This window comes from Cupriavidus mimosae (genome assembly GCF_023952485.1).
Classification (GTDB): Bacteria; Pseudomonadota; Gammaproteobacteria; order Burkholderiales; family Burkholderiaceae; genus Cupriavidus; species Cupriavidus taiwanensis_C.
Map to the genome: position 1 here is coordinate 279,075 of NZ_JALHRY010000007.1, position 24,393 is coordinate 303,467.

Sequence of the window (24,393 nt, forward strand, 5' to 3'; positions counted from 1 at the left end):
GTGGACACAGGGTAGTGACGGCGTCGCGGCCGGGAATCGTTGGAACGGACTAGTGGATTTCCCCTAGGTTGAGGCCAGGCAACAAAAAGGCCGGGCAAGTGCCCGGCCTCCGTAGTCCTGACAGGTCGCAAGGGCCTGAATCAAGCCTCCATCACTTCCCCAAAACGCTGCAGGTGGTAATCGCTGTCGCCCAGCAGCTGGTCCAGCATGGTCAGGCGCTTGAAGTAGTCGCCCACCGACAGCTCGTCGGTCATGCCCATGCCGCCGTGCAGCTGCACCGCCTGCTGGCCGACGAAGCGGCCGGCGCGGGCCACCGTCACCTTGGCCGCCGACAGCATGCGGCGGCGCGCGGCGGGATCGTTCTCGTCCAGCGCCTGCGCGGCGACGTAGGCCATCGACAGCGCCAGTTCCTTCTGCACCAGCATGTCGGCCATGCGGTGCTGCAGCGCCTGGAAGCTGGCCAGCGGCTTGCCGAACTGCTGGCGCGTGCCCAGGTATTCGCCGGTGATCTGGATCAGCTTTTCCATCGCGCCCGCGCCCTCGGCGCACAGCGCCGCGATGCCGTGCTCCAGGCCCACGCCGAGCGCCGCCAGGCCGTCGGCGGCCTGGCCCACCAGGGCGCTGGCCGGCACGGTGACGTTCTGCAGCGACAGGTCGGCGGCGCGCAGGCCGTCGATGGTCGGGTAGGCGGTCACCGTCAGGCCCTTGCTGTCGCGCGGTACCAGGAACAGCGCGATCTCGTTGCTGCCCGAGACGCGCGCGCTCAGCAGGTAGGCATCGGCGGCGGCGCCGTGCCAGACCACGCTCTTGCTGCCGCTGATCACGTAGCCGTCGCCGCTGCGCTCGGCGCTGGCGCGGGCCGATTCCGGGCGGTAGCGCGTGGTCGGCTCCAGGTAGGCCAGCGTGACGATGCGCTCGCCCGACGCGATCGCGGGCAGCCACTCTTGCTTCTGCGCGTCGCTGCCGTAGGCGGACAGGATGGCGGCGGCCATCACGCCGCTGGGCGTGACCGGCTCCAGCACCAGGCCGCGGCCCAGCTCGCGCTGCACCACCAGTTGGCTGGCCGGGCCTTCGCCGAAGCCGCCGAAGTCGGCCGGCACGGTCAGGCCCAGCACGCCCATTTCGGCCAGCTTGTTCCACACGCCGCGGTCCAGGCTTTCGCCCTGGCGCGCGCTTTTGCGGCGGGCCTCGAAGGTGTATTCGGTATCGATGAAGCGGCGCAGGCTGTCCGCCAGCATCTGTTGCTCTTCGCTGTAGGTGAAGTCCATGTCAGCTATCCCTTCAGAAACCCAGGATCATCTTGGAGATGATGTTCTTCTGCACTTCGGTCGCGCCGCCGTAGATCGAGGTCTTGCGCATGTCGTAGTAGGTGGAAGCGGCGGGGGCGGCCCACTCGGGACCGGACACCGGCTGCGTCGCGCCGGGCTCGAGCCAGTCCGGCGAGTACGGCCAGGCATTGGGGCCGGCCACTTCCATCATCAGCATGCCCAGGTCCTGCTGCACTTCCGAACCGCGGATCTTGACGATCGACGCTTCCGGCCCCGGCGTGCCGGCGGCCTGCGTGGCGACGCGCAGCAGCAGCATCTCCAGCGCCATGATGTCCATCTCGACGCGCGCGATCTTGTCGCGCATGCGCACGTCCTCGATCAGCGGGCGGCCGGCGCCGTCGGTGGCTTGCGCGGCGTAGTGCTTGAGCTGGCGCAGCTCGCGGTGGCAATGGCCGATGCCGGCGATGCCGGTGCGCTCATGGCCGAGCAGGTACTTGGCGTAGGTCCAGGCGCGGTTCTCTTCGCCGACCAGGTTCTCGACCGGCACTTCCACGTCCTCGAACCAGGTCTCGTTGACATCGTGGCCTCCGTCGAGCGTGGTGATCGGGCGCACCGTCACGCCGGGCGACTTCATGTCGATCAGCAGCATCGAGATGCCTTCCTGCGCCTTGGCTTCGGGATCGGTGCGTACCAGGCAGAAGATCCAGTCGGCGAAGTGCGCCATCGTGGTCCAGGTCTTCTGGCCGTTGACGATGTACTTGTCGCCCTTGCGCACCGCGCGGGTCTTCAGCGAGGCCAGGTCGGAACCCGAACCCGGCTCGGAGTAGCCCTGGCACCAGAAGTCTTCCACGCCCGGGATGCGCGGCAGGAAGCGCTGCTGCATCTCCGGGCTGGCGTACTTCATCAGCACCGGACCGATCATGGTCAGGCCGAACGGCAGCAGGCGCGGTGCGCCGGCGCGGAAGGTCTCGATCTCGAAGATCAGGCGCTGCAGCGCGGTCCAGCCGGTGCCGCCCCATTGCTTCGGCCACGTCGGGGCGCCCCAGCCCTGCGCCTGCAGGATGCGGTGCCAGCGGACGTAGTCGTCCTTCTCCACGCGCTGGTGGTTGAGCACCTTGTTGCGGATGTCTTCCGGCAATTTTTCCTGCACGAAAGCGCGGACTTCCTCGCGGAAGGCCTGTTCCTCGGCGGTGAAACGCAAATCCATCTGAATGTCCCCTGTGGTACGCGGGCTCCGCGGTGCGGCGTGCAAACCGGCGGTGTTGCCGGCTGTGCAGCGCGCCATGGCGCAAGCCCTTGCTGTGCCGGCCGATTGTATTGGCGGGCCGGGATTCGTTGCTTTATCAATCCGGAAGGCGTCCTTCGCGCAGGTGGAACCAGCCGCACCCGGTCGCGCCTGAGCACGGGCGCCAGCGCCAGGGCCCTCGCGGGGACGAACACGACCTTAGTGAATTCCAAATGGCTGCGGCGCGGGGCTTGCCGCAAACTGATGCAGCCGGTTTTGATGTGGCCGGGTGCATTCCGCCGCATATCCGACTCCGCCCGCATTCGAGAGATCCCCCAGCACCATGTCTTCCTTCCGCCCCCAATTCATCCACGAGATCCCCGCCCACTGGGCCGCGCAGACCCCGCAGGCCCCATGCCTGTACGAGAACGGTACCGTCGTCAGCTATGGCGAGCTGTGGCGGCGCATCGAAGCCGCGCGTGACTGGCTGGCGGGGCAGGGCGCAGGCGAGGGCGACCGCGTGATGGTCGTGGGCGAGAACTGCAACGAGATGGTGGTCACGCTGTTCGCCTGCAGCCTGCTGCACGCGTGGCCGATCAACGTCAACGCGCGCCTGTCCGCGCGCGAGATCGACAATATCCGCGACCACGCGCAACCGGCGCTGGTTCTGTTCACCGGCCATGTTTCCGACGTGGCCGCGGCGCACGGCGAGCGGCTGGGTGCGCAGGCCACCGGCTGCGCAGTCTATGCCGATGGCATGCGCGTAGTCCGTGCCGCCACCGCGCCGCAGCGCGAGCCTGCCGAGCTGGCGCGCCGCGTCGCCACGCTGATCTATACCTCCGGCACCACCGGCGCGCCCAAGGGCGTGATGGTGCCGCACGCGGGGCTGACGCAGTTTGCGCGCATCTCCGCCACCTCGCGCGACATGGGCCCGGCCGACGTGGCCTACGGCGCGCTGCCGATGTCGCATATCTTCGGCATCGCCACGGTGCTGATGGCCACGCTGTATGCCGGCGCCAGCCTGTTCCTGCGCCCGCGCTTCGACGCCAATGAAGTGTTCGAGGCCCTGGCTGCGCCCGGCGTCACCATCCTGCAGGGCGTGCCGACCATGTTCACGCGCATCATGGCGGTGGCGCCCGCGCTGGGCGCGAAGCCGGGCGCCTATCCGCGCCTGCGCTACCTCTACACCGGCGGCGCGCCGCTCGATCCCACCCTCAAGCGCGACGTCGAGACGCTGTTCGGCCAGCCGCTGCACCACGGCTACGGCATCACCGAATACGCCGGCTCGCTCTTCATCACGCGCATGGACGCGCCACGCGCCGATTGCTCGGCCGGCTATATCGTCGAAGGCGTGGAGATCGCCATCACCGACGCCGAAGGCAAGCCGCTGCCCGCCGGCGAACGCGGCCAGATCCGCGTGCGCGGCCCGGGCGTGATGGTCGGCTACTACCGCAATCCCGAACAGACCGCCGAGGCGCTGCTGCCGGGCGGCTGGCTCAATACCGGCGACCTTGGCTATCTCGACACCGACGGCGCGCTGTTCATTTCCGGCCGCTCCAAGGACCTGATCATCCGTTCCGGCTTCAACGTGTACCCGATCGAAGTGGAGTCGGTGATCAACGCCTTTGCCGGCGTGCGCCAGTCCGCGGTGGTCGGGCGTAGCACGGCCGACGGCAACGAAGAGGTGGTGGCCTTCATCGAACTGCAGGAAGGCGCCGAGCTCGACCGCAAGGCGCTGGACACCTACCTGCGCGATAGCCTCGCGCCGTACAAGCGGCCCGCCGAAGTCCGCACCGTCGACGTGATTCCGACCACGGCGAGCGGCAAGCTGCTCAAGCAGCCGCTGCGCGCCATGCTCGACTAAGCCCCCGGGGCACGCGGCCCCGGGCAATAAGCCATCCTGGAGGAGATTACAAATGAAAACATGGAAGACGCTGGCGGCGCTGACCGCCACGCTGCTGCTGCAGGGCGCGGCATGGGCCGCGGACGCCTACCCGTCGCGCCCGGTCAAGCTGCTGGTGGGCTACGCGCCCGGCGGCCCGGTCGACACCGCCGCGCGCATCTACGCCGAGCAGCTCGGCCGCGTGCTCAAGCAGCCGGTGGTGGTCGACAACCGCGCCGGCGCCAGCGGCGCGATCGCCGCCGACATGACCGCCAAGGCGGCGCCGGACGGCTACACGCTGTATTTCGTCGCCAGCCCCACCATGACCATGACGCCGCTGATCCAGCACTCGGTCAACTTCAGTCCGGTCAAGGACTTCACCTACATCGGCCTGATCACCGACTACACCAACGTGCTGCTGGTGAACAAGGACTTCCCCGCCAAAAACGTCGGCGAGCTGGTCGCCTACGCCCGCAAGAACCCTGAGGGCGTCTCGTTCGGCTCCGCCGGCGTGGGGGCTTCCAACCACCTGTCGGCGGAACTGCTGGCACAGATGAACAACGTGAAGATGCTGCACGTGCCGTACAAGGGCAACGCGCCGGCGATGGCCGACGTGATGAGCGGCAAGGTGACGTTCATGTTCGACATCACCGGCACCGCCATCGGTCATATCAACGGCGGCAAGGTGCGCGCGCTGGCGGTCACGTCCAAGACCCGCAACCCGGCGCTGCCCAACGTGCCGACCATGATCGAGTCGGGCCAGAAGGACTATGACCTGACCGGCTGGTACGCGCTGGTTGGGCCGCAGAAGCTGCCGGCCGATGTGGTGGACAAGCTGGTCAAGGCGCAGAAGGCGGTGGGCGAGGATGCCGCCTTCCGGCAGCGGATGACCGCCGGTGGTTATGACGTCAACATCAGCACGCCCAAGGCGCTGGGGGACCGGATTCAGCGGGAACTGGCGTTGTGGGGTGGGGTGGTGAAGAAGGCGAATATCCAGGCGGATTGAAAGGGATTCTTGGATTGGCGCGATGGGTCGGCGGGAAGCCGGCCTTGTCGTTGTTTGGGGGGCGCGGGTGTATTTTGGGATGAACGCTCTTGACTGGCGTGGCTGTTTCGCCGGCGTAGCCGGCGACCTACTTCTTGGCCGAGCGCCAAGAAGTAGGCAAGAAACGCGTCGCCTGTGCGGCTGGCAATCAATTTGACGGCGTTGGTGGGTCGGGCGGTGGTGATTTCCGTTTGGCGTGGGTGGCCGTTCGAGCCTGCTAACGCTATGTGAGTCAGGGGCGGTGCCTGCGATTACCCACTTTTGAACGATCCCAACAGGGTGTAGGCAGCCTGCTGCTGGCGCTATCGGTGGGACGCCTTCGGCTGCGCTGCGCGCGCTCCCTATCTCCGGTCTACGGCTCGGGCACGGAGTGCGTCGCTGCGCTCGCACCGCGCTGTCGCGTGCGATCCCAACAGCGTGTTTCCTCCCGCTTGTTTGCTCCCCTCTCCCGCTTGCGGGAGAGGGGCGGGGGTGAGGGCCGGCGCTACAACGAAGTAAAGCCATCCGGTTCGCACAGCCCCGTCCTGCGCCAGAAATTTCTTAAGCGATTGACGCGACGCGGCGCCAAGCCCACCAGCCAGGACCCGCGCTTAGCGCCTCCGAAGATGTGGCCCGACTCCGCGATTGTCCAACAGGTTTTGGACAATCGACCCACGGCGCTCGAGGTATGCACTTGGCCTTGTCTGGCAGGCTTGGAACACGGATTTCTCTGAGTGCTACGTGAAGTTTGCCAACTTCTACGATTGACGCGACGTATCTATCCTTCACAATCTGCGCCTTGATTGTGAACGGCAAGGTTCTCTAGACTGGCTTGGCTCCTGATCAACAGGAGTCGGGTGTGAGAACCCGGTTCACGATACAGCGGACGGTCGCGCAAGCGGCAATTTTCGAGTCCGTTGCGCTTGTGTGCGCCTTCACTTTACGGCGGGCCGGGCGGGGCCAGCTTCGGCTGGGCCGGTTTCCATATCGTCCGGTTTTCTCACCCCCGTCGTCTGGCCCGCCACCTCAGGTGAGAATGAGCGGCGGGCCGCCACATCCACGATATGGAGGTCAGCAATGCATCAGCCCAACATCGAATCCGACGCCTTTATCCCGCCTCGACTTGATGATTCCCTCTCCCGGTTCAGTCCCGAAACCCGCCGTGCAGCGCGTAAGGACGCGCTGCCTGTTCCTCGGCAACTCTTGTTATTGAATCTGCTGGACCAGGCCGATGCGGTTGCGCGAGGCACCGCATGCGTGCTGACGTTGGTGACTCACAGCGAATGCGATGCACAGGAAGAGGGGAGCGTAGCCTTGCAGGCGGCTACGTTGGATGCCTTGCGAGGGCTGTGTCAAGCGTCCCTTGGATTGCTGGCCGACAAGGTAGAAGACGTCGCGGAGGGAATTGAGGAGGCGATGGTCGGTTAACAATCGCGGCCCACGAGGCTTCGTGCCGACCGGCACGAAGCGCGCCGCGGATTCGTCAACGCGAGGAATGGCAAACCATGAAGATCGACACCCAGATTCGCCACGTCACCAAGCCGGGCGCCAACCTGTTCCTGGAACTGGGTTTTCCGCCGGCGGAAGCCAAGCGGCTGCAGGCCGCGTCGAAAAAGCAGATCAACGACACTTTGCAGTTGAAGGAACAACTCATGGACGAGCTGGCTGCATGGATCGAGCAGCATCACCTGAAGCAGGCGGACGCTGCAGAAATCCTGATGGTGTCTCGTCCGCGCGTGTCCGACGTCGTGAACCGAAAGACGTCCAAGTTCACCATCGACACACTGGTCGAGATGTTGAGCCGAATTGGCAAGCCCGTTCGCCTGGCAATCGGCCGATAACACAAGCCGGGGCGCGCATCGGCGAGACGGCGCAACGCTGGCAAGCGGACGGATAAGTCCGACTGCAGCATCCCCGGCCGCGCCTATTTTTTACCCCTCCACCTCCGCCCACCCCTGCATCGCCTGCCCGCCAGCATCATCCCCCGTCCACAGCTCCAGCCGCCCCGGCTGCGCCGGATCGGCCGCGCCACCGACCGTGATGGTGTCCTGGTCGAACAACGGCGCCAGCCCTCGGAACCCGAAGCGGCGCACGCGTGCCTTGGGCTGCTCGCGCGCCACCAGGTCCAGCATCAGCATGGCCTGCATCGGGCCGTGCACCACCAGGCCGGGATAGCCTTCGACCTCGCGCGTGTACTGGCGGTCGTAGTGGATGCGGTGGCCGTTGAAGGTCAGCGCGGAATAGCGGAACAGCATCACCGGGTCGGCCTGCAGCGTGCGCTGCCATTGCGCGGTCTGCTCCAGCCGCGGGCGTGGCGGTTGCGGCTTGGTGGGGTCGGGCATGGCGCGGTAGACGATGTCGTGGCGCTCGTTGACGGCGGTGTTGCCGTTGACGGTCAGTTCGTGGTCGACGGCGACGAACCAGAGCTCGCCGGTGCGGCCGGTCTTGTACTGGACGTCGCGGATGGTGGAGGTGCGCGTGACGGTGTCGCCGATATGCAGCGGATGGTTGAAGCTGACTTCGCTGCCGGCCCACATGCGGCGCGGCAGCGGCACGGGGGGCATGAAGCCGCCCAGGGTGGGGTGGCCGTCGCGGCCGAGTTCGCGCTGTGGCGCGCGCGGCAGGAAGTAGAGCCAGTGCCACAGCGGCGGCAGCGGGCCGGCGGCGATGGCTTCGGGGTCGAGGTCGAAGGTGGCGGCCAGGCCGGCGACCGGTTCCGGCGACAGCGTTTCGGTGCGCGTTTCGCTGCGGCCGATCCAGCCGCGCAGGCGTTCGAGTTCAGAAGTGGCGTCAGTCATGGCAGGTGGCCTTCAGATGCATGAGGGGAGTCGGAGTGTGCGCTATGGCGCCAACGCGAGCAGCCGGCGGGCCTGCTCGATCACGGGCCGGTCGACCATCTTGCCATCGACCTGCACCGCGTGGCTGCCGCTGGCGGTGGCGTCGAGCACGCGCCGGGCCCAGTCGAGCTGCTCTGGGCTGGGCAGGAAGCCGGCGCGGACCGCACCCAGTTGCGCCGGGTGGATGCACAGCTTGCCGGCAAAGCCGAGTTCGCGTGCGTAGGCGACATCGCTGGCGAGCACGGCTTCGTCCTTGAGCGCGGTGGTGACGCCGTCGACCGGCGGCGGCAGCCCGGCCACGCGCGAGGCCAGCACGAGGCGCGCGCGCGCGAAGGCGAGGGCGTCGCGGGTGTGGCTGCAGCCCAGGTCGACCGCATAGTCGAGCGAGCCGAAGGCCAGGCGCGCCACGCCGCTGGCCGCTGCCACGGCATCGACCTGGTGCAGGCCCAGCGCGGTCTCGATGATGGCGACCAGTTCGCCCTGCGGGCTGATCGCTTGCAGGGCCTGGGCGATGGTGTCGAGCGCGGCGGCATCCTCGGCCTTGGGTACCAGCAGCCCGGCCAGCGCGGTGCCCTGGGGCAGAGTGCGCAGCCAGGCCAGGTCGGCGGCAAAGGCGGGCGAGGCGCTGTCGTTGATGCGCGCGAAGGCGTTGGCGCCGGGCCGGCCGGCGAGCCATGCGGCGATGGCTTCGCGCGCGGCGGGCTTGGCGTCCGGATGGACCGCGTCCTCGAGGTCGAGGATCATCACATCGGGGCCGGCGGCGGCGGCCTTGTCGAAGCGCTCGGGCCGGTCGCCTGGCACGAACAGGTAGGTAACGGCGGTGGACATGGCGATCCTCAGCGCGCGGCGGGCAGCCAGTCGTTGACGTTCGGGGCCTGCTCCAGCGCCCACACGCGCTGGATGATGGCGCGCATCTCGGCCTCGCTGGCGCCCTGGCGGAACGCGCCCAGCTGCAGCGCCTTGGCTTCCAGTTCCGGGCGCGAGAGGGTGTTGTCGGGATCGCCCTTGGGCACGTCGACGCGCGCGGCCAGCGTGCGGCCGTCGGTGGTCTTTGCCGTCACGCGGCCGATCCACTGGCGCGGGTAGGCGGCGTTGATCTCGGCATCCAGCTCCATGTCGACCTTGCCGCGGAACGCGGCCACCGCGGGGTCCTGCAGCGCATGCTGCTCGAACTCGCCCAGGCCGGCGTGGCCATGCACGGCCACCAGGCCCAACACCGTGCCCATCGAGAACTTGGCCTGGTGGATGGTGGCGGGATTGACCACCGGGCCGAGCACGTCGATGGCACCCTGGTGCACATGCGTGGTGACGCTGGCAATCTGGTCGGCGGCAACGCCTTCGCGCTGCATCAGCGCCTTCAGCGCATCGGCAGCCGGGTGGGTGTGGCGGCACGAGGCGAAGAACTTGAACGAGGTCTCCGCGGTGGCCCAGCGCGTGCCCAGGCCATCGGTCAGGCAGGCGGGGTTGGCATCGCTCGACATGCCGGCGGCCATGCCCTGGGCGCCTTCGAGGATCTGCTTCGCGCCGGTAAAGCCGGCGCGCGCCAGCCACGCCGACTGCAGGCCGTCGGCGGCGGCCTTGGCGGTGTGCAGCTGCTTGGAATCGGCGGCGTCGCGCAGGAATTCCCAAAGGCCGGCGGCCTGCGTGCCGGCCGAGCCCAGCGCCTGGTTGATGCCTTCGGCGTCGAGGCCGAACAGCTTGGCCACCGCCGCGGCGGCGGCCAGCGTGCCGACGGTGCCGGTGGTGTGGAACACGCGGTAGTGCGAGCGGCCCATGAATTCGCCGATGCGGATGCCGGCTTCATAGCCGGCGATCGACGCCAGCAGCACCTCGGCACCGGTCTTGCCCTCGGCCTGCGCGGCGGCGACCACGGCCGGGAACACCACCGCGGCCGGATGCAGCACCGAGCCGTTGTGCACGTCGTCCTGCTCGACCACGTGCGAGGACGCGCCATTGATCAGCGCGGCGAAGTAGGGCGAGGTACGGCGGCGGTCGACCAGCACTTCGGCGGCGCCGTCGGACGGGCCCATGGCCGCGGCGAATTCCTGCAGCTTGCGCACGGCCGGGGCGTCCTTGCCGGCGATGGCCGAGGCAATCCAGTCCAGGAACAGGTCCTTGGTGCGCTCGATCACGGGCGCGGGCACGTCGGCCAGCTTGAGGTTGGCCAGGAATTCGCAAAGCTGGCGGGTCGGGTAAGTGGTGTCTGCGGCTTGGCTCATGCCGGCTCCGGAGATTGAACAGTGCTTGCGGAAAAAGAAGGGCGCCCGGCTGGCCGGGCGCCGGTGTTGGCTTAGATGGTGCGCTTGTCAGCCAGGGCGTCGATGTCGGTCTCGCCGTAGCCCAGCTCGGCCAGGATCTTGCGGCTGTGCGCGCCCAGCGCCGGCACGTCGCCCATGACCGGTTCGACTCCCGACAGGTTGGCGGGCGGCAGCAGTGCGCCGATCGGGCCGTTCGGGGTGGAGACTTCGCGCCAGCGCTGGCGCGCCTGCAGCTGCGGATGGTTCCACACCGCCTCGATGTCGTTCATCGGCGCATTGGCGATCTGCGCCTGGTCCAGCAGCGCCTCGGCCTGCGCCACCGTCAGCGAGGCAAAGCGAGCCTCGATCAGCGCGGTCAGTTCGGGGCGGTTGCGCACGCGCGCGGTATTGCTGGAATAGCGCTCGTCCTGCGCCAGCGCGCGGTCGTCGAGCACGATCTCGCAGAAGTTGGCGAACTCGCGTTCGTTCTGCACGCTGAAAATCACGCTGCCATTGCTGGTGCGATGCACGCCATACGGGGCGATGGTCGGATGCGAGGCGCCGAAGCGCGCCGGCGGCGTGCCGCCGTAGTGACCGAAATACAGCACCTGGTTCATCCACTCGGCCATCGCCTCGAACATGGTCACCTGCACGCGCAGGCCCCGGCCGGTGCGGCCGCGCTGCAGCAGCGCCGAGAGAATGCCGCTGTACGCGTACATGCCGGCCGCGATGTCGGCGATCGACACCCCGGCGCGCGACGGCTCGTTCGGGCCGCCGGTCAGGCCCACCAGGCCGGCGGCGGCCTGGATCAGCAGGTCATAGGCCTTCTTGTCGCGATAGGGGCCCGAGTCGCCGTAGCCGGAGATGTCGCAGACGATCAGCTTCTCGTACTTGCCGTGCAGAGTCTCGAAATCCAGGCCCATGCGGGCGGCGGCGCCCGGGGCGAGGTTCTGCACCAGCACGTCGGCATCGGCCAGCAGGCGATGCAGGATGGCCTGCGCTTCATTGTCCTTCAGGTCCAGGGCCAGGCTTTCCTTGCCCCGGTTGAGCCAGACGAAGTAAGAGGCCTGGCCGTGCACCGACTGGTCATAGCCGCGCGCGAAGTCGCCCACGCCGGGACGCTCGACCTTGATCACGCGCGCGCCCAGGTCGGCCAGCTGGCGCGTGGCGAACGGCGCGGCCACGGCGTGCTCGAGCGAGACCACGCGGATGCCGTCGAGCGGGCGGATGCCTTGGGAGGAGTGGGACATGTAGGGTTCTCAGAACGAACGCGGCAACTCGAGCACGTGCTCGGCCACGTAGGACAGGATCAGGTTGGTGGAGATCGGCGCCACCTGGTACAGGCGGGTTTCGCGGAACTTGCGCTCGATGTCGTATTCGGCGGCGAAGCCGAAGCCGCCATGCGTCTGCAGGCAGACGTTGGCGGCTTCCCACGAGGCATCGGCGGCCAGCAGCTTGGCGATATTGGCCTCCTTGCCGCACGGTCTGCCGGCGTCGAACAGCCGTGCCGCCTGGTAGCGCATCAGGCTGGCCGCCTCGACGTTGACGTAGGCGCGCGCGATCGGGAACTGCACGGCCTGGTTCTGGCCGATCGGGCGGTCGAACACGATGCGGTCGCGCGCATAGTTGCTGGCGCGCTCGACGAACCAGTAGCCATCGCCGATGCACTCGGCGGCGATCAGGATGCGCTCGGCGTTGAGGCCGTCGAGGATGTACTTCAGACCCTTGCCTTCCTCGCCGATCAGGTTGTCGGCGGGGACTTCCAGGTTGTCGAAGAACAGTTCGTTGGTCTCGTGGTTGACCATGTTGCGGATCGGCTTGACGGTCAGTCCCTTGCCGATGGCATCGCGCAGGTCGACCACGAAGACCGACAGCCCGTCCGACTTGCGTTTGACCTGGTCCAGCGGCGTGGTGCGCGCCAGCAGCAGCATCAGGTCCGAGTGCTGCACGCGCGAGATCCAGACCTTCTGCCCATTGACGATGTACTTGTCGCCCTGGCGCACCGCGGTGGTCTTCAGCTTGGTGGTGTCGGTGCCGGTGGTGGGCTCGGTCACGGCCATCGACTGCATGCGCAGCTCGCCCGAGGCGATGGCCGGCAGCCAGCGCTGCTTCTGCGCGTCGGAACCATGGCGCAGCAGGCAGCCCATTACGTACATCTGCCCATGGCAGGCGCCGGAATTGCCGCCGCTGCGGTTGATTTCCTCCATGATGACCGACGCCGCGGTCAGAGACAGGCCGGAGCCGCCATAGGCTTCCGGAATCAGCGCCGACAGCCAGCCGGCCTGCGTCAGCGCCTGCACAAAGCTTTCGGGAAAGGCTTCCTGCTCTTCCACCCGTTGCCAGTACGCCGAATCGAAGCCCGCGCACAGGCTGCGCACCGCCTCGCGGATTTCGGGGTACAGCTGGTCGGGATCCTGGTCTGCGTGCATGGTGGCCGGGTCGATGGGAACTGGAGGCCATTATTCCCGAGCCCCCTGCACGCTGAAATTCGGATTTGCGAAAGAGCGGCTTAGGGCCGGCTTAGGTGGGCAGCAAGCGTCGCAGCGAAGGCCGCGCCACCATGCAAACGCCCGGCGAACCGGGCGTGCAGGTGTGGCGCGCGGGGCGCCGGTGGAGGGTGGGCCGGTGCCGTGGCACTGCCTGCCGATCAGTGGACGAAGAGCCAGATCAGGATCAGGACAAAGGCCGGAACACCAAGTAGCCAGGCGAGGATATAGGGCATGGTGCAACTCCATTGGAGGACTGTTGTTGGTGATTCCAATATAGGAATGCCGCGTCGGCGGGACTGTCGGGGAGCTTCCGCTTGCCGTGTAGGACGCCGCCGCACACGCCGGAAGGACCGGATGTGCCGCACAAGTCTTGCCGCGTGCCAGGTGTGCCGTGCTACGCTCAGGCCTGCACCCTAGTCCCCGGAGGCTGGCGATGGAGTCTGTCTGGACCGATATCTTCCGTACCTTTCGCGCGGAATTTGCCGATGTGCCGGACGCGGCCGAGGCCACCCGCATCCTGGTGCGGCTGTTCATGGCGGTGCTGCTCGGCGGCGTGATCGGCTATGAGCGCGAGTCCTCGGGCAAGGCGGCGGGGCTGCGCACCCATATGCTGGTGGCGCTGGGCTCGGCCCTGTTCGTGCTGGTGCCGCTGCAGGCGGGCGTGCCGCTGGCCGACATGAGCCGCGTGCTGCAGGGGCTGATCGCCGGCATCGGCTTCCTCGGCGCGGGCGCCATCCTCAAGCAGAACGATGAAGCTCATATCAAGGGCCTGACCACCGCGGCCAGCATCTGGATGGTGGCAGCGATCGGCGTGGCGGCCGGGCTCGGGCGCGACACCACGGCGGTGATCGCCACGGTGTTCACGCTGGTCATCCTGCAGATCCTGCAGCGCTGGAAGTAACGTCGCCGCACCACGGACCGGTGCGCCGGTCTGTGCCCTTGCGCGCCAATCCACCCTTTTTCTTGGTGTTCGTGCGGCCAACGCGCGCCGAATGCGCGCCGGCGCACACAGCCGGGGCCCCGCGCGCCCTATGCTGTGGCACAGGTTGCGCCGCGAAGCCAGGGCGCTGCCGACGCAGCAGAGGGGAGGTTGGCATGCATGCATCGATCCGTGACGACGCGGCGCTGGCCGCATTCGTGGGGCCGCGCTTTCCGTATTACGGCGAGCGCTGGTCGGTGGCAGAGACCCACGGCGGCATCTCGTGGAACTGGGCGGCGTGCCTGCTGGGCCCGTTCTGGATGGCTTACCGGCGCATGTACTGGCAGGTGGGCGTGTATGCGCTGATCGTCGGCGCCGAGCCGCTGCTGCATGCATTGTTCGGCCTGCAGCTGCCGATGGCGGGCCGGCCGCTGCTGTACGCGATGGCGCTGCTGCTGGGGCTGTACGGCAACGAGCTGTACCGCTGGCACGCCGAGGCCACCATCCGCCATGTGCGCGAGTACCACTACTCGCCCGAGCTGGTGAACGACTCGCTGGAACGCCGCGGCCGCACCAGCTGGCCGGGCGTGTTCGCCATGGGCCTGCTGTTGCTGGTGATGGTGGTGTCGCTGCGTCCGCTGGCGGCGCTGATGGTCCTGGGCGGCGCGCCCGGCGCAGGCTGAAACCGCGCGGCGCTCTAGACGGGCTCGCGCGCGGCGTCGACCAGGTACTGGATCAGGGTTTCGGCGAACTGCGGCAGCTCTCGCCCCGGCCGGCGCACCAGGCGCAGCTCGCGCCTGGCCCATTCGTCTTCCAGCGGGATAAAGCGCAGCACCTTGCGGCTGGCATAGCGGCGCGCGCAGCTGTTGGGCACGATGGCGATGCCGGCGCCGGCCTCGACCATGCGGCATACCGCATCGAAGCTGCCTACCTGGATGCGCAGGCTGATGCGCTTGCCCATGCCGGCGGCAATGCGGTCGAGGAATGACTGGATCGCGCTGAACTGGTTCAGCCCGACAAAGCGGCAGGTATCGAGCAGGTCGGCGAAATGCAGCCGCTTGAAGGTCGGCAGCGGATGGTTGACCGGCGCGATCACGATCAGCGCGTCGCTGCACAGGTGCATCGCATCCAGGTCCTGGGTGGCAACCTCGCCGGCGACGATGCCGAGGTCGGCGGCGCCCGCGCTGATTGCCGACACGATCTCCTGCGACAGGTGCTCTTCCAGCTCGATATCCACGTCCGGGTTCTCGCTGAGGAAGCGCGACACGCCGGTGGCGAGGAACGAGTTGGTCGCGGTGGTGTTGGCCAGCAGCCGCACGCGCCCCTTCACGCCCTTGGCATACGGGCGCAGGTCCGCATGCAGGCATTCGAGTTCGCGGAAGACCTCGCGCGCGTGGCGCAGCAGCGCGTCGCCCGCCGGCGTAAGCCGCACGCCCTTGACCTGGCGGATCAGCAATTGTGTCTGGAACGCCTCTTCCAGCTGCTTGATCCGCGTGCTGGCGGCGGGCAGCGACAGAAAGCTGCGCTCGGCGGCACGGGTCAGGTTCTCCGTCTCGCCGACATTCAGGAAGAGGCGGAGGTCGGTCAGGTCGTAATGCATGGGCTTCTGTCAGGCCAAAGGCCAGTTTTGTGATTCGTGAATTCCAAAGGCTCGGGCGTCAATTTATCGTATCCGCTGCGGCGTGGACATCCGGATTGACCGCAGCGGCGGGCGTGGCCCGCTGCGCGGCGGCTGTTTCACCGGGTTTGCGGTCGGTGACCGCACAAAAAGTATTCAGAGGACGAGTTCCGAGGAGCATGCAATGAGCGGTTTGATGGCAGGCAAGGTTGCGCTGGTGACGGGCGCCGGGGGTGGGATCGGACGCGGCATCGCGCTGGCCATGGCGGCCGCCGGTGCCAGGGTGGTGGTCAATGACCTGGGCGTGTCGATGACCGGCGAGGGCGGTGACGCCGGTCCCGCGCAGCGCGTGGTCGAGGAAATCCGTGCCGCCGGCGGCGAAGCCGTGGCCAGCACCGACAGCGTGTCGACCTGGGCCGGCGCCAACGCCATCGTGCAATGCGCGCTCGACAACTTCGGCCGCATCGACGCCGTGGTCAACAACGCCGGCAACCTGCGCGACCGCATGTTCTTCAAGATGAACGAGGAAGAATGGCGCTCGGTGATCGACGTGCACCTGAACGGCACCTTCTTCGTCAGCCGCGCCGCGGCCAACTACTTCAAGGACCAGGAGAGCGGCGCCTACGTGCACATGACCTCCACCTCGGGCCTGATCGGCAACCTGGGCCAGGCCAACTATTCGGCGGCCAAGCTGGGCATCGCCGCGCTGTCGAAGTCGATCGCGCTGGACATGCAGCGCTTCAACGTGCGCTCGAACTGCATCGCGCCGTTCGCGTGGAGCCGCATGACCAGCTCGATCCCCGCCGAAACGCCGGAAGAAAAGGCGCGCGTGGCCAAGCTGCAAAAGATGGAAGCCGGCAAGATCGGCCCAGTCGCGGTCTTCCTGGCCAGCCCGGCGGCGAGCGAGGTCAACGGCCAGATCTTCGCGGTGCGCGCCAACGAGATCATCCTGATGAGCCAGCCGCGTCCGGTGCGCTCGGTCCATATGAGCGAGGGCTGGACGCCGGAATCGGTGGGCGAGGTCGCCATGCCGGCGATGCGCAGCAGCTTCTTCAAGCTGGAGCGCTCGCCCGACGTGATCAGCTGGGACCCGATCTGATGACGGCCGGCCAAGCCCCGGTGCGCGGCGCGCTTGCCGGCGTGCGCGTGCTGGACCTGTCGCGCATCCTGGCCGGCCCGTGGTGCGCGCAGAACCTGGCGGACCTGGGCGCCGAGGTGATCAAGGTCGAGCGCCCCGGCGCCGGCGACGATACCCGTTCGTGGGGGCCGCCGTGGCTGCCCGGCGCGGACGGGCAGCCGTCGCGCGACGCCACCTACTTTGCCGGCGCCAACCGCGGCAAGCAGTCGGTCACGCTCGATATCGCCAGCCCGCAGGGGCAGCAGATCGTGCGCGAGCTGGCCGCGAAGTCGCAGATCGTGCTGGAGAACTACAAGGTCGGCGACCTGAAGCGCTACGGGCTGGACTATGACAGCCTGAAGGCGGTCAACCCGGCACTGGTCTACTGTTCGATCACGGGCTATGGCCAGACCGGGCCGAGCGCGCACAAGCCCGGCTACGACTTTATTTTCCAGGGCCTGGGCGGCCTGATGAGCGTCACCGGCGAGCGCGACGACCTGCCCGGCGGCGGGCCGCAGAAGGTGGGCGTGGCGGTGGTCGACATGCTGACGGGCATGTACGCCACCGTGGCCGTGCTGGCCGCGCTGCGCCATGCCGAACGCACCGGCGAGGGCCAGCATATCGACATGGCGCTGCTCGACGCGGTGGTGGCGGTGGGCGCCACCCCCATCATCGCGCAGCGCGTGACCGGCCAGGCCATGCCGCGCTACGGCAACGCGCACGCCAACATGGTGCCCTACCATGTGTTCGCCACCGCCGACGGCTACATGATCGTCGCGGCCGGCAACGACGGGCAGTGGCAGGCGTATTGCCGCGGTGTCGAGCGTCCCGACCTGGCCGCCGACGAGCGCTTTGCCACCGGCCCCGGCCGCATCATCCACCGCGACACGCTGGTGCCCCTGCTCGAGGCGCATATGCGCACGCGGCCGACCGCGCACTGGGTGCAGGCGCTGGAAGCGCAGGGCATCCCGTGCGGGCCGATCAACGACTATGGCCAGGTGCTGGAAGATCCGCAGGTGCGGCATCGCGAGCTGCAGGTCGACCTGGTGCGCGACGACGGCAGCCTGTGCCCGACCGTCAAGAGCCCGCTGCGGCTGTCGGCCACCCCGGTGCAATACGATGCGCCGCCGCCGCGCCTGGGCCAGCATACCGGGCAGGTGCTGCAGACGGTGCTGGGCCTGTCGGCCGAGCGCATCGCGCGGCTGCGCGAGCAGGGCGTGGTCTGAGCGCGTGCCGGCCGCCGCGTCGAGCGCGCGGGCCGGCGCGCCGCTGCAGGGATCGCGTCACTGGCGTAGGCTGTCCGGGTAGCGGCCGCATGCCGCGCCCTTCCCGGAGACAGCCATGGACGAAGAAACCTTCAACCTCAGCATCCGCAAGTTCCTGAAGGTGGTTGGCGTGAATTCCCAGCGCGAGATCGAGCAGGCCATCGCCCGGGCCGTGGCCGACGGCACGCTGGCCGGCAACGAACACCTGCCTGTGGCGGTGACGCTGGAGCTGACGGCGGTGAAGCTGCAGGCGCGCTTCGACGGCGAGATTCGGCTCGAGTAAGCCGCCGGCTGCGCCATCGCCGGCTAGGCCGCCGGCACGCCTTCCCTGCGCATGCCGCGCATCCGGTATTCCCCCGGCGCCACGCCGGTCCATTTCTTGAAGGCGCGGTGGAACGTGCTCGGCTCGGAAAAACCGAGCCGCAGCGCCACGTCCTGCAGCGTCATGCCGGGACGCTCCATCATGCCGATGGCCACGTCGCGCCGCAGGCTGTCCTTGATGCTCTGGTAGCCGCGCCCTTCGTCGCGCAGGCGCCGGCGCAGGGTCTGCGGCGTGAGCCGCAGCAGCTGCGCCATCTGCTCCAGCGACGGCAGTTCGTCGTCCAGGTGCGAGCGCAGGTGCTGCCGGATGCGTTCCGCCAGGCAGCTGTTGTCGCGGTAGCGGATCAGCAGGTTGCGCGGGGTCTCGCGCAGGAAGTCGCGCAGGCTGGCGGCGTCTTGCATCACCGGCAGGCGCAGCGAGGCGGCGTCGAAGTGCAGGGCGGTAACGGGCTGGCCGTAGCTGACCGCGGCCTTGAATACGCGCTCGGTATCGGTGCGCCCCTGCGACGCGGCGGCGCTCAGGTCGACCCGCGTCAGCGGGATCTGCCCGGCCACCAGCCAGCTGACCAGCGCATAGGCATGGAACACAAAGGTCGATTCGGCAAAGCTGCGGCACGCCGACGCGGGCGCACGCGGATGCAGCACCACCGCCGCGGTCTTGCCGTCGACGCCCACATGCAGGCGCGGCGCGAAGGCGTCGATATGCTGCCGGTACAGGCGCAGCCCGGTGCGGATGGCGTCCTCTAGCGTGGCGCAATGGACCAGGCTGCGGCACACCTGCGCGAACACGCCGGGCGTCACGGGCCGGTCCAGCAGGCCCCACAGCTCATCGCGCATGACCCGGCGCAGCGTGCGGATCAGTGCCGCATACTGGCCCTGCGTCACACGCGCGCTTGGCGAGGCCAGCAGGGCCGGCGAGATGTCGGCGCGGCGCAGCAGCGCATCGATGTCGTAGCCGAGCCGCCGCGCTCCTTGCAGGATATGCGTCACATGCTGGATGGCGATGGTGTGGCGAGCCGGCGCGGGTGGTTCCACCGTCGCGCCTGAAGCCGCCGGGCTGCCGGCTTCGCGCAGGCGCGCCGCGGGCAGCGCGTGGCCGGCAATGTGCGGCTTGCCCGGCATCGGCGGGCGCAGCGATGGCAGAACGGCTGTTTGCATGGGTCTCCTCGTCACGGCGACGCGCCGGTGCCGGCCTCTCCAGGCCTTTCAGCCCTCTGGCCACATCATGGCGCCACCTTAGCAAGCGCGCGCGGCGCCGCACAATCGGGATTTGCCAAAGCCTGCCTTCCGCCTGAGCGATTCGGCCAATCATTTTGGCGCGTCTGGTCATTGTCCACGCACCGCAGCATCGCGCACTCTCCGGCAAGTACCTCTACAAGGCCGGCCCACCGGCCCGGGCGGATCCTGCAATGCGGCAAAAAAAATGCCCATGCCCGCCCACGGAAAAACCAAAGGAGACAGCACATGCAGGCAGATCGTCGTAGTGGCAAGCGTAGTCCGCGTCGCCGTACCCTCGGCCGCCTCGGCGCCGGATTGCTGGCGTGGAGCGGACTCGCAGCCGGCATGCTGGGCGCGGGCGTGGCCCACGCCCAGGCTGACTTCCCGGCACGCACCGTGCGCATGGTGGTGCCGTTCCCGGCCGGCGGCGCCACCGACGTGCTGGCGCGCGCGCTGGCCGAGGGCCTGGGCAAGCAGTGGAAGCGGCCGGTGGTGGTGGAGAACCGCCCGGGCGCCAGCGGCATGCTGGGCGCCGAAGTGGTCGCCCGTGCCGAGGCCGACGGCCATACCGCGCTGCTGACGATCACGCCGCTGGTGCAGGCGCCGAGCCTGTATGCGCGCGCGCCGTATGACCCGGTGAAGGGTTTTGCCGCCGTCTCCGAGCTCGGCACCACCAACCTGGTGTTCGCCGTCAATGCCAATGCCGTGCCGGCCACCAACCTGAAGGACTTTATCGCGCTGGTGCGCACCAAGCCCAAGCAGTTCTCCTATGGCTCGTTTGGCGCAGGCTCCAGCGGCCACCTGTATGGCGAGGTCTTCAACGACGCCGCCAAGATCGACATGCTCCACGTGTCCTACAAGGGCGAGGCGCCGGAACTGAACGACCTGCTCGGCGGCCAGGTGCCGGCCGCGGTGATCTCGGTGATGGGCGCCAAGCCCCATGTCGCCACCGGCCGCCTGCGCGCGCTGGCGGTGACCGGACCCGCGCGCGCGCCGCAACTGCCGGACGTGCCGACCTTCCGCGAGGCCGGCATCGAAGGCATGGACGCGATGGGCTGGTTCGGCCTGCTGCTGCCGGCCGCCACGCCGCGCCCGATCGTCGAGAAGTTTTCCGCCGACGTCAACCGCGTGCTGGCCCAGCCCGACGTGCGCAAGCGCATGAGCGAGCTTGGCGTGATCCTGACCGGCAGCACGCCGGATGCCTTCGCCCAGACCATCCAGGCCGACTACGTGCGCTGGGGCAAGGTGATCCGCACGCGCAATATCCGCCTGGATTGAGTCCTCTCCGCCTGAGCTGTATCTGACCTGCATCTGACCCACCAATTGCTGCAATGAAGCCTGCCACACGCACCACCCAGCCATTCCGTTCCCCCGCCTGGCCGCCCGGCCTGCCCGCCACGCTGCATACGCCGCGCACCAGCCTGTTCTACAACGTCGAGGTCGCGGCGCAGCGCTATCCGGACAAGCCCGCGATCCAGTACTTCGGCACCGCGATCTCGTATGGCGAGCTGCGCGAAGAGATCGAACGGATGGCCGGCTACCTGCAGCAGGCCTGCGGCATCCAGCCCGGCGACCGCGTAGTGCTGTTCAGCCAGAACTGCCCGCAGTTCATCATTGCCTATTACGCCATCCTGCGCGCCGAAGGCGTGGTCGTGCCCGCCAACCCGATGTGGCTCGAAGCCGAGCTCGCCCACGTGGTGCAGGACAGCGGCGCGGTCGCCGCCTTCGCCGGCGGCGAGCTGTACCCGCGCATGGCGCCGCTGCACGGTCCCGCGCTGCGCCACGTGATCCTGCACGACTACGCGGGCATGCTGCGCGACGACGGCGGCCTGCCGGTGCCGGCCTGGCTGCGCGAAGCGCCGCCCGCGCCGCAGGCCGCGCCGTCGGGCGCGATGCCGGTGGCATGGGACACCGCCAGCCGCGCCGGACACCGGCCGCTGCCGCACCAGGCCGGTCACGACACGCTGTGCATGCTGGCCTACACCTCGGGCACCACCGGCAACCCCAAAGGCTGCATGCATACCCACGGCACGCTGATGACCGCGGCTGCCGGTTCGGTGATCTGGCGCGGCGGCTCGGCCGAATCGGTGGTGCTGGCGGTGGCGCCGATGTTCCACCTGCTGGGCATGCAGAATTGCATGAACTCGCCGCTCTACCTGGGCGCGACGGTGGTGCTGATGCCGCGCTGGGATCGGGCGCTGGCCGCGGACCTGATCGAGCGCTACCGCGTCTCGGTGTGGGGCGCGCCGCCGGCGATGATGGTGGACTTTTTCTCCCAGCCCGGCATCGACGCGCGCGACCTGTCCAGCCTGGCCTACGTCGGCGGCGGCGGCGCGGCCATGCCGGAAGCGGTGGCCAACATGCTGCAGCAGCGCTTCGGGCTGCCCTATGTCGAGGCCTACGGCATGACCGAGACCGCGGCCTTCATCCTGTCGAACCCGCGCAACCAGCCCAAGCGCGAATGCCTGGGCATCGCCACCTTCGGCGTGGACGCGCGCGTGGTCGATCCCGAAACGCTGCGCGAACTGCCGCACGGCGAGACCGGCGAGATCGTGGTCCACGGCGGCCAGGTGATGCAGGGCTACTGGCACAACGAAGACGCCAACGCCGCCACTTTCATCGAGCTCGACGGCAAGCGCTTCCTGCGCACCGGCGACCTGGGTTTCATGGACGAGGAAGGCTACTTCTTCATGCGCGACCGCCTCAAGCGCATGATCAACGCGTCGGGCTACAAGGTCTGGCCGGCCGAGGTGGAGAACATGCTGTACGGCCACCCGGCCATCCACGAAGCCTGCGTGATCGCGGCGCGCGACGAGCGCCGCGGCGAAACCGTCAAGGCGGTGGTGGCGCTGCGCCCCGACGCGCGCGGCACGGCCGAGGCCGAACCCGAGCGCATCATGGCCTGGTGCCGCGAGCACATGGCGGCGTACAAGGTGCCGCGCATCGTCGACGTGGTCGAGGCGCTGCCCAAGTCGGCCACCGGCAAGATCCTGTGGCGCGCGCTGCAGGAGCGCGAGATGCAGCCGGACCACCCCGGCAACTGATGGTGGCGCTGATGCCCACCCAGCGCAGCAACCCGAGCAGCAAAGAGAGAGAGACACCATGCAGCAGAGCAGACGCAAATGGCTGGCGCAGGCCGGCACCCTGGCCGGCGCGGCCATCCTTGGCGGCGCGGGCCAGGTTTTCGCCCAGCAGCCGTATCCCGCCAAGCCGATCCGGCTGATCGTGCCATACCCCGCCGGCGGCGGCACTGATACCGTGGGCCGGCTGATCGGCCAGCGCCTGGCCGAAAGCCTGGGCCAGCCGGTGGTGGTGGAAAACAAGCCCGGCGCCAGCGGCATGCTGGGCAACGACACCGTCGCCAAGGCGCCGGCCGACGGCTACACCCTGCTGCTGGCGATCACCGCACTGATCCAGTCGCCGGCGCTGTACAAGCGCACCCCGTACGACGTCGCCAAAGACTTCACCCCGGTGTCGCTGATCGCCAAGTCGTCGGACCTGTTCGTGGTGCCCAACCGCGTGCCGGCCAGCACCATGCGCGAGTTCCTGGCGCTGGCCAAGTCCGGCAAGCTCAGCTATGGCTCGTACGGCAACGGCACCTCGTCGCACCTGCACGGCGAATTGCTGCGGCAGCAGGCCGGCATCGAGATCGCGCATATCCCGTACAAGGGCGCGGCGCCGCTGATGAGCGACCTGCTCGGCGGCCAGGTGGACAGCGCCTTCGTCGACGTGACCTCGGCCAATCCCTATCTCACCAGCGGCAAGTTCAAGATCCTGGGCATCACCGGAACCCAGCGCTACAAGGCGCTGCCCAATGTGCCGACCTTCTCGGAGCTGGGCCTGGCGGGGTTCGAGCCCAATGGCTGGTTCGGACTGTTCCTGCCCGGCAACGCGCCCAGGGACGTGACCGCAAAGCTGGCCGCCGAGACCGCGCGCATCGTGCGGCTGCCCGAAGTGACGCAGAAGCTGGCCGGCATGGGTTTGCAGCCGGTCGGCTCGACGCCGCAGGAACTCGCCGCCGTGGTCACGGGCGACACGCCCAAGTGGGCCAGGATCGTGCGCGACGCCAACATCCAGCTGGACTGACACCGTAGCGGAGGCCAAGCCATGGAAACCATCCGTTTTGCCGTCGAGGACGGCGTCGCCACGCTGACCCTGGACGCGCCGGCGCGCAAGAATGCGCTGTCGCTCCAGATGCGTGAGGAAATCGGCGAAGTGATTCGCCGGATACGGGACGACGACAGCGTGCGCGCGCTGATCCTGACCGCGGCCGGCACCGATTTCTCGTCGGGCGGCGACATCAGCTCGATGCAGGTCGAAATCAGCGCGGAGCAGGGCCGCAGGCGCCTGCGCAAGCTCCACGGCTGGCTGGAGGACCTGATCCAGCTCGACGTGCCGGTCATTGCCGCGGTCGACGGCGCGGCCTATGGCGCAGGGTTCAGCCTGGCGCTGACGGCCGACATCATCCTGGCCACGCCGCGCGCGCGCTTCGGGCTGCCGTTCCTGCGCATGGGGCTGGTGCCGGACTGTGGCGTGTTCTACACGCTGCCGCGCATGATCGGACTGCAGCGGGCCAAGGCGCTGATGTTCTCGATGCGCGAGCTCAGCGCCCAGGCCGCGCAAGACCTTGGCATCGTCATGGAAATCGTGCCGGCCGACGGCCTGCAGGCGCGCGCCCGTGCGCTCGCGCAGGCATTCACCGAGGCCTCGCCGGTGGCGGTCAGCCTGACCAAGCAGGCGCTCAATGCATCGCTGGGCCAGGACCTGGGCACCATGCTGGCGATGGAGGCGGACGCGCAGGGCATCGCTTTCTCCACCGGCTACCGCCGCGAGGCCGCCGACCGCTTCATGGCCAAGCAGCCGCTGCGCTACCGCTGGCCGGACTGAGGGGCCGGCCGGGCTTGCTGCCCGCAGCATCGGTCACCCCTTGTTTTCGCCCTTATCTATATAGGCAGGTATCCGGCATCGTCCGA

Annotated in this window: 22 protein-coding genes; 13 read left to right on the plus strand and 9 right to left on the minus strand. The window is 68.4% G+C overall.

The genetic code is table 11. From position 1 onward, the window contains the following. Window positions 1–140 precede the first annotated feature (140 nt). Both MKD50_RS15665 and MKD50_RS15670 read right to left on the minus strand, forming a co-directional pair. Window positions 141–1,268, minus strand: coding sequence for an acyl-CoA dehydrogenase family protein (locus MKD50_RS15665; protein ID WP_252667617.1), 1,128 nt, complete (start codon window positions 1,266–1,268; stop codon window positions 141–143). Window positions 1,269–1,281: 13 nt separating this feature from the next. Then, window positions 1,282–2,475 carry an acyl-CoA dehydrogenase family protein gene (locus MKD50_RS15670; protein WP_115699841.1) on the minus strand — a complete coding sequence of 398 codons (1,194 nt, stop codon included), beginning with the start codon at window positions 2,473–2,475 and terminating at the stop codon, window positions 1,282–1,284. Window positions 2,476–2,836: 361 nt separating this feature from the next. On the opposite strand from MKD50_RS15670, the gene MKD50_RS15675 reads away from it, so the two are divergent. The 4 genes from MKD50_RS15675 to MKD50_RS15690 all read left to right on the plus strand — a co-directional run bounded on the left by MKD50_RS15675 (window position 2,837) and on the right by MKD50_RS15690 (window position 7,240). Further along, entirely contained in the window at window positions 2,837–4,357 is a 1,521-nt protein-coding gene (locus MKD50_RS15675) for a class I adenylate-forming enzyme family protein (RefSeq protein WP_252667619.1), read from the plus strand. A 52-nt stretch (window positions 4,358–4,409) separates the two neighbouring features. After that, the gene (locus tag MKD50_RS15680; protein WP_115699843.1) at window positions 4,410–5,381 is read left to right on the plus strand and encodes a Bug family tripartite tricarboxylate transporter substrate binding protein; all 972 of its coding nucleotides are present in this window, start codon (window positions 4,410–4,412) and stop codon (window positions 5,379–5,381) included. 1,095 nt (window positions 5,382–6,476) lie between these two features. Further along, window positions 6,477–6,827 carry a hypothetical protein gene (locus MKD50_RS15685; protein WP_115681579.1) on the plus strand — a complete coding sequence of 117 codons (351 nt, stop codon included), beginning with the start codon at window positions 6,477–6,479 and terminating at the stop codon, window positions 6,825–6,827. A 77-nt stretch (window positions 6,828–6,904) separates the two neighbouring features. Next, window positions 6,905–7,240, plus strand: a complete 336-nt coding sequence (locus MKD50_RS15690; RefSeq protein WP_115681578.1) for a helix-turn-helix domain-containing protein — start codon at window positions 6,905–6,907, stop codon at window positions 7,238–7,240. Between the two features lie 90 nt (window positions 7,241–7,330). On the opposite strand, the gene MKD50_RS15695 is transcribed toward MKD50_RS15690, so the two are convergent. From MKD50_RS15695 to MKD50_RS15715, 5 genes are all read right to left on the minus strand, one after another. Next, window positions 7,331–8,197, minus strand: coding sequence for an HTD2 family dehydratase (locus MKD50_RS15695; RefSeq protein ID WP_252667621.1), 867 nt, complete (start codon window positions 8,195–8,197; stop codon window positions 7,331–7,333). Window positions 8,198–8,239: 42 nt separating this feature from the next. Further along, window positions 8,240–9,064: an HpcH/HpaI aldolase/citrate lyase family protein gene (locus MKD50_RS15700; protein WP_252667623.1), complete on the minus strand. Its 825-nt coding sequence runs from the start codon at window positions 9,062–9,064 to the stop codon at window positions 8,240–8,242. 8 nt (window positions 9,065–9,072) lie between these two features. Further along, window positions 9,073–10,455, minus strand: coding sequence for an MmgE/PrpD family protein (locus MKD50_RS15705; RefSeq protein WP_115681575.1), 1,383 nt, complete (start codon window positions 10,453–10,455; stop codon window positions 9,073–9,075). A gap of 71 nt (window positions 10,456–10,526) precedes the next feature. Beyond that, the gene (locus MKD50_RS15710) at window positions 10,527–11,723 is read right to left on the minus strand and encodes a CaiB/BaiF CoA transferase family protein (protein ID WP_252667626.1); all 1,197 of its coding nucleotides are present in this window, start codon (window positions 11,721–11,723) and stop codon (window positions 10,527–10,529) included. A gap of 9 nt (window positions 11,724–11,732) precedes the next feature. Further along, window positions 11,733–12,902: an acyl-CoA dehydrogenase family protein gene (locus MKD50_RS15715; RefSeq protein WP_115699851.1), complete on the minus strand. Its 1,170-nt coding sequence runs from the start codon at window positions 12,900–12,902 to the stop codon at window positions 11,733–11,735. 493 nt (window positions 12,903–13,395) lie between these two features. On the opposite strand from MKD50_RS15715, the gene MKD50_RS15720 reads away from it, so the two are divergent. Together MKD50_RS15720 and MKD50_RS15725 are read left to right on the plus strand one after the other, a co-directional pair. Then, complete coding sequence (locus tag MKD50_RS15720; protein ID WP_115699852.1) at window positions 13,396–13,863, plus strand: MgtC/SapB family protein; 468 nt, start codon at window positions 13,396–13,398, stop codon at window positions 13,861–13,863. Window positions 13,864–14,057: 194 nt separating this feature from the next. Then, window positions 14,058–14,564 carry a DUF2628 domain-containing protein gene (locus MKD50_RS15725; RefSeq protein WP_240071751.1) on the plus strand — a complete coding sequence of 169 codons (507 nt, stop codon included), beginning with the start codon at window positions 14,058–14,060 and terminating at the stop codon, window positions 14,562–14,564. Between the two features lie 14 nt (window positions 14,565–14,578). On the opposite strand, the gene MKD50_RS15730 is transcribed toward MKD50_RS15725, so the two are convergent. Further along, window positions 14,579–15,481, minus strand: coding sequence for a LysR family transcriptional regulator (locus tag MKD50_RS15730; RefSeq protein ID WP_012355383.1), 903 nt, complete (start codon window positions 15,479–15,481; stop codon window positions 14,579–14,581). Window positions 15,482–15,683: 202 nt separating this feature from the next. Here MKD50_RS15730 and MKD50_RS15735 point away from each other — a divergent pair, with 202 nt between their 5' ends. The 3 genes from MKD50_RS15735 to MKD50_RS15745 all read left to right on the plus strand — a co-directional run bounded on the left by MKD50_RS15735 (window position 15,684) and on the right by MKD50_RS15745 (window position 18,164). After that, window positions 15,684–16,598, plus strand: coding sequence for an SDR family NAD(P)-dependent oxidoreductase (locus tag MKD50_RS15735; protein ID WP_240071752.1), 915 nt, complete (start codon window positions 15,684–15,686; stop codon window positions 16,596–16,598). Next, a complete protein-coding gene (locus MKD50_RS15740) occupies window positions 16,598–17,842 on the plus strand; it encodes a CaiB/BaiF CoA transferase family protein (RefSeq protein WP_115699855.1) in 1,245 nt (414 codons plus the stop codon). The genes MKD50_RS15735 and MKD50_RS15740 overlap by 1 nt, the downstream gene beginning before the upstream one ends. A gap of 115 nt (window positions 17,843–17,957) precedes the next feature. Further along, window positions 17,958–18,164 (plus strand): DUF6494 family protein, encoded by a 207-nt coding sequence (locus MKD50_RS15745; protein WP_252667628.1) that lies wholly within the window; start codon window positions 17,958–17,960, stop codon window positions 18,162–18,164. A 23-nt stretch (window positions 18,165–18,187) separates the two neighbouring features. Here the strand turns inward: MKD50_RS15745 and MKD50_RS15750 are convergent, their stop codons facing one another. Further along, a complete protein-coding gene (locus MKD50_RS15750) occupies window positions 18,188–19,360 on the minus strand; it encodes an AraC family transcriptional regulator (RefSeq protein ID WP_252667630.1) in 1,173 nt (390 codons plus the stop codon). Between the two features lie 306 nt (window positions 19,361–19,666). Here MKD50_RS15750 and MKD50_RS15755 point away from each other — a divergent pair, with 306 nt between their 5' ends. The 4 genes from MKD50_RS15755 to MKD50_RS15770 are packed head-to-tail and all read left to right on the plus strand — an operon-like array spanning window position 19,667 to window position 24,307. Beyond that, the gene (locus MKD50_RS15755; protein ID WP_252667632.1) at window positions 19,667–20,698 is read left to right on the plus strand and encodes a Bug family tripartite tricarboxylate transporter substrate binding protein; all 1,032 of its coding nucleotides are present in this window, start codon (window positions 19,667–19,669) and stop codon (window positions 20,696–20,698) included. Between the two features lie 53 nt (window positions 20,699–20,751). Continuing rightward, the gene (locus MKD50_RS15760; protein ID WP_240071754.1) at window positions 20,752–22,464 is read left to right on the plus strand and encodes a long-chain fatty acid--CoA ligase; all 1,713 of its coding nucleotides are present in this window, start codon (window positions 20,752–20,754) and stop codon (window positions 22,462–22,464) included. A gap of 58 nt (window positions 22,465–22,522) precedes the next feature. Then, window positions 22,523–23,506, plus strand: coding sequence for a Bug family tripartite tricarboxylate transporter substrate binding protein (locus MKD50_RS15765; RefSeq protein ID WP_115699860.1), 984 nt, complete (start codon window positions 22,523–22,525; stop codon window positions 23,504–23,506). Window positions 23,507–23,527: 21 nt separating this feature from the next. Continuing rightward, window positions 23,528–24,307, plus strand: coding sequence for an enoyl-CoA hydratase/isomerase family protein (locus tag MKD50_RS15770; protein WP_115681565.1), 780 nt, complete (start codon window positions 23,528–23,530; stop codon window positions 24,305–24,307). Window positions 24,308–24,393: the final 86 nt, after the last annotated feature.

Bases quoted from the DNA above. Each gene is read 5' to 3' on its own strand.
- MKD50_RS15740 (WP_115699855.1), top strand. From the start codon at position 16,598: ATGACGGCCGGCCAAGCCCCGGTGCGCGGCGCGCTTGCCGGCGTGCGC.
- MKD50_RS15675 (WP_252667619.1), top strand. From the start codon at position 2,837: ATGTCTTCCTTCCGCCCCCAATTCATCCACGAGATCCCCGCCCACTGG.
- MKD50_RS15670 (WP_115699841.1), bottom strand. From the start codon at position 2,475: ATGGATTTGCGTTTCACCGCCGAGGAACAGGCCTTCCGCGAGGAAGTC.
- MKD50_RS15700 (WP_252667623.1), bottom strand. From the start codon at position 9,064: ATGTCCACCGCCGTTACCTACCTGTTCGTGCCAGGCGACCGGCCCGAG.
- MKD50_RS15725 (WP_240071751.1), top strand. From the start codon at position 14,058: ATGCATGCATCGATCCGTGACGACGCGGCGCTGGCCGCATTCGTGGGG.
- MKD50_RS15685 (WP_115681579.1), top strand. From the start codon at position 6,477: ATGCATCAGCCCAACATCGAATCCGACGCCTTTATCCCGCCTCGACTT.
- MKD50_RS15695 (WP_252667621.1), bottom strand. From the start codon at position 8,197: ATGACTGACGCCACTTCTGAACTCGAACGCCTGCGCGGCTGGATCGGC.
- MKD50_RS15730 (WP_012355383.1), bottom strand. From the start codon at position 15,481: ATGCATTACGACCTGACCGACCTCCGCCTCTTCCTGAATGTCGGCGAG.
- MKD50_RS15745 (WP_252667628.1), top strand. From the start codon at position 17,958: ATGGACGAAGAAACCTTCAACCTCAGCATCCGCAAGTTCCTGAAGGTG.
- MKD50_RS15735 (WP_240071752.1), top strand. From the start codon at position 15,684: ATGAGCGGTTTGATGGCAGGCAAGGTTGCGCTGGTGACGGGCGCCGGG.
- MKD50_RS15715 (WP_115699851.1), bottom strand. From the start codon at position 12,902: ATGCACGCAGACCAGGATCCCGACCAGCTGTACCCCGAAATCCGCGAG.
- MKD50_RS15760 (WP_240071754.1), top strand. From the start codon at position 20,752: ATGAAGCCTGCCACACGCACCACCCAGCCATTCCGTTCCCCCGCCTGG.
- MKD50_RS15755 (WP_252667632.1), top strand. From the start codon at position 19,667: ATGCAGGCAGATCGTCGTAGTGGCAAGCGTAGTCCGCGTCGCCGTACC.
- MKD50_RS15710 (WP_252667626.1), bottom strand. From the start codon at position 11,723: ATGTCCCACTCCTCCCAAGGCATCCGCCCGCTCGACGGCATCCGCGTG.
- MKD50_RS15750 (WP_252667630.1), bottom strand. From the start codon at position 19,360: ATGCAAACAGCCGTTCTGCCATCGCTGCGCCCGCCGATGCCGGGCAAG.
- MKD50_RS15680 (WP_115699843.1), top strand. From the start codon at position 4,410: ATGAAAACATGGAAGACGCTGGCGGCGCTGACCGCCACGCTGCTGCTG.
- MKD50_RS15770 (WP_115681565.1), top strand. From the start codon at position 23,528: ATGGAAACCATCCGTTTTGCCGTCGAGGACGGCGTCGCCACGCTGACC.
- MKD50_RS15720 (WP_115699852.1), top strand. From the start codon at position 13,396: ATGGAGTCTGTCTGGACCGATATCTTCCGTACCTTTCGCGCGGAATTT.
- MKD50_RS15705 (WP_115681575.1), bottom strand. From the start codon at position 10,455: ATGAGCCAAGCCGCAGACACCACTTACCCGACCCGCCAGCTTTGCGAA.
- MKD50_RS15665 (WP_252667617.1), bottom strand. From the start codon at position 1,268: ATGGACTTCACCTACAGCGAAGAGCAACAGATGCTGGCGGACAGCCTG.
- MKD50_RS15690 (WP_115681578.1), top strand. From the start codon at position 6,905: ATGAAGATCGACACCCAGATTCGCCACGTCACCAAGCCGGGCGCCAAC.
- MKD50_RS15765 (WP_115699860.1), top strand. From the start codon at position 22,523: ATGCAGCAGAGCAGACGCAAATGGCTGGCGCAGGCCGGCACCCTGGCC.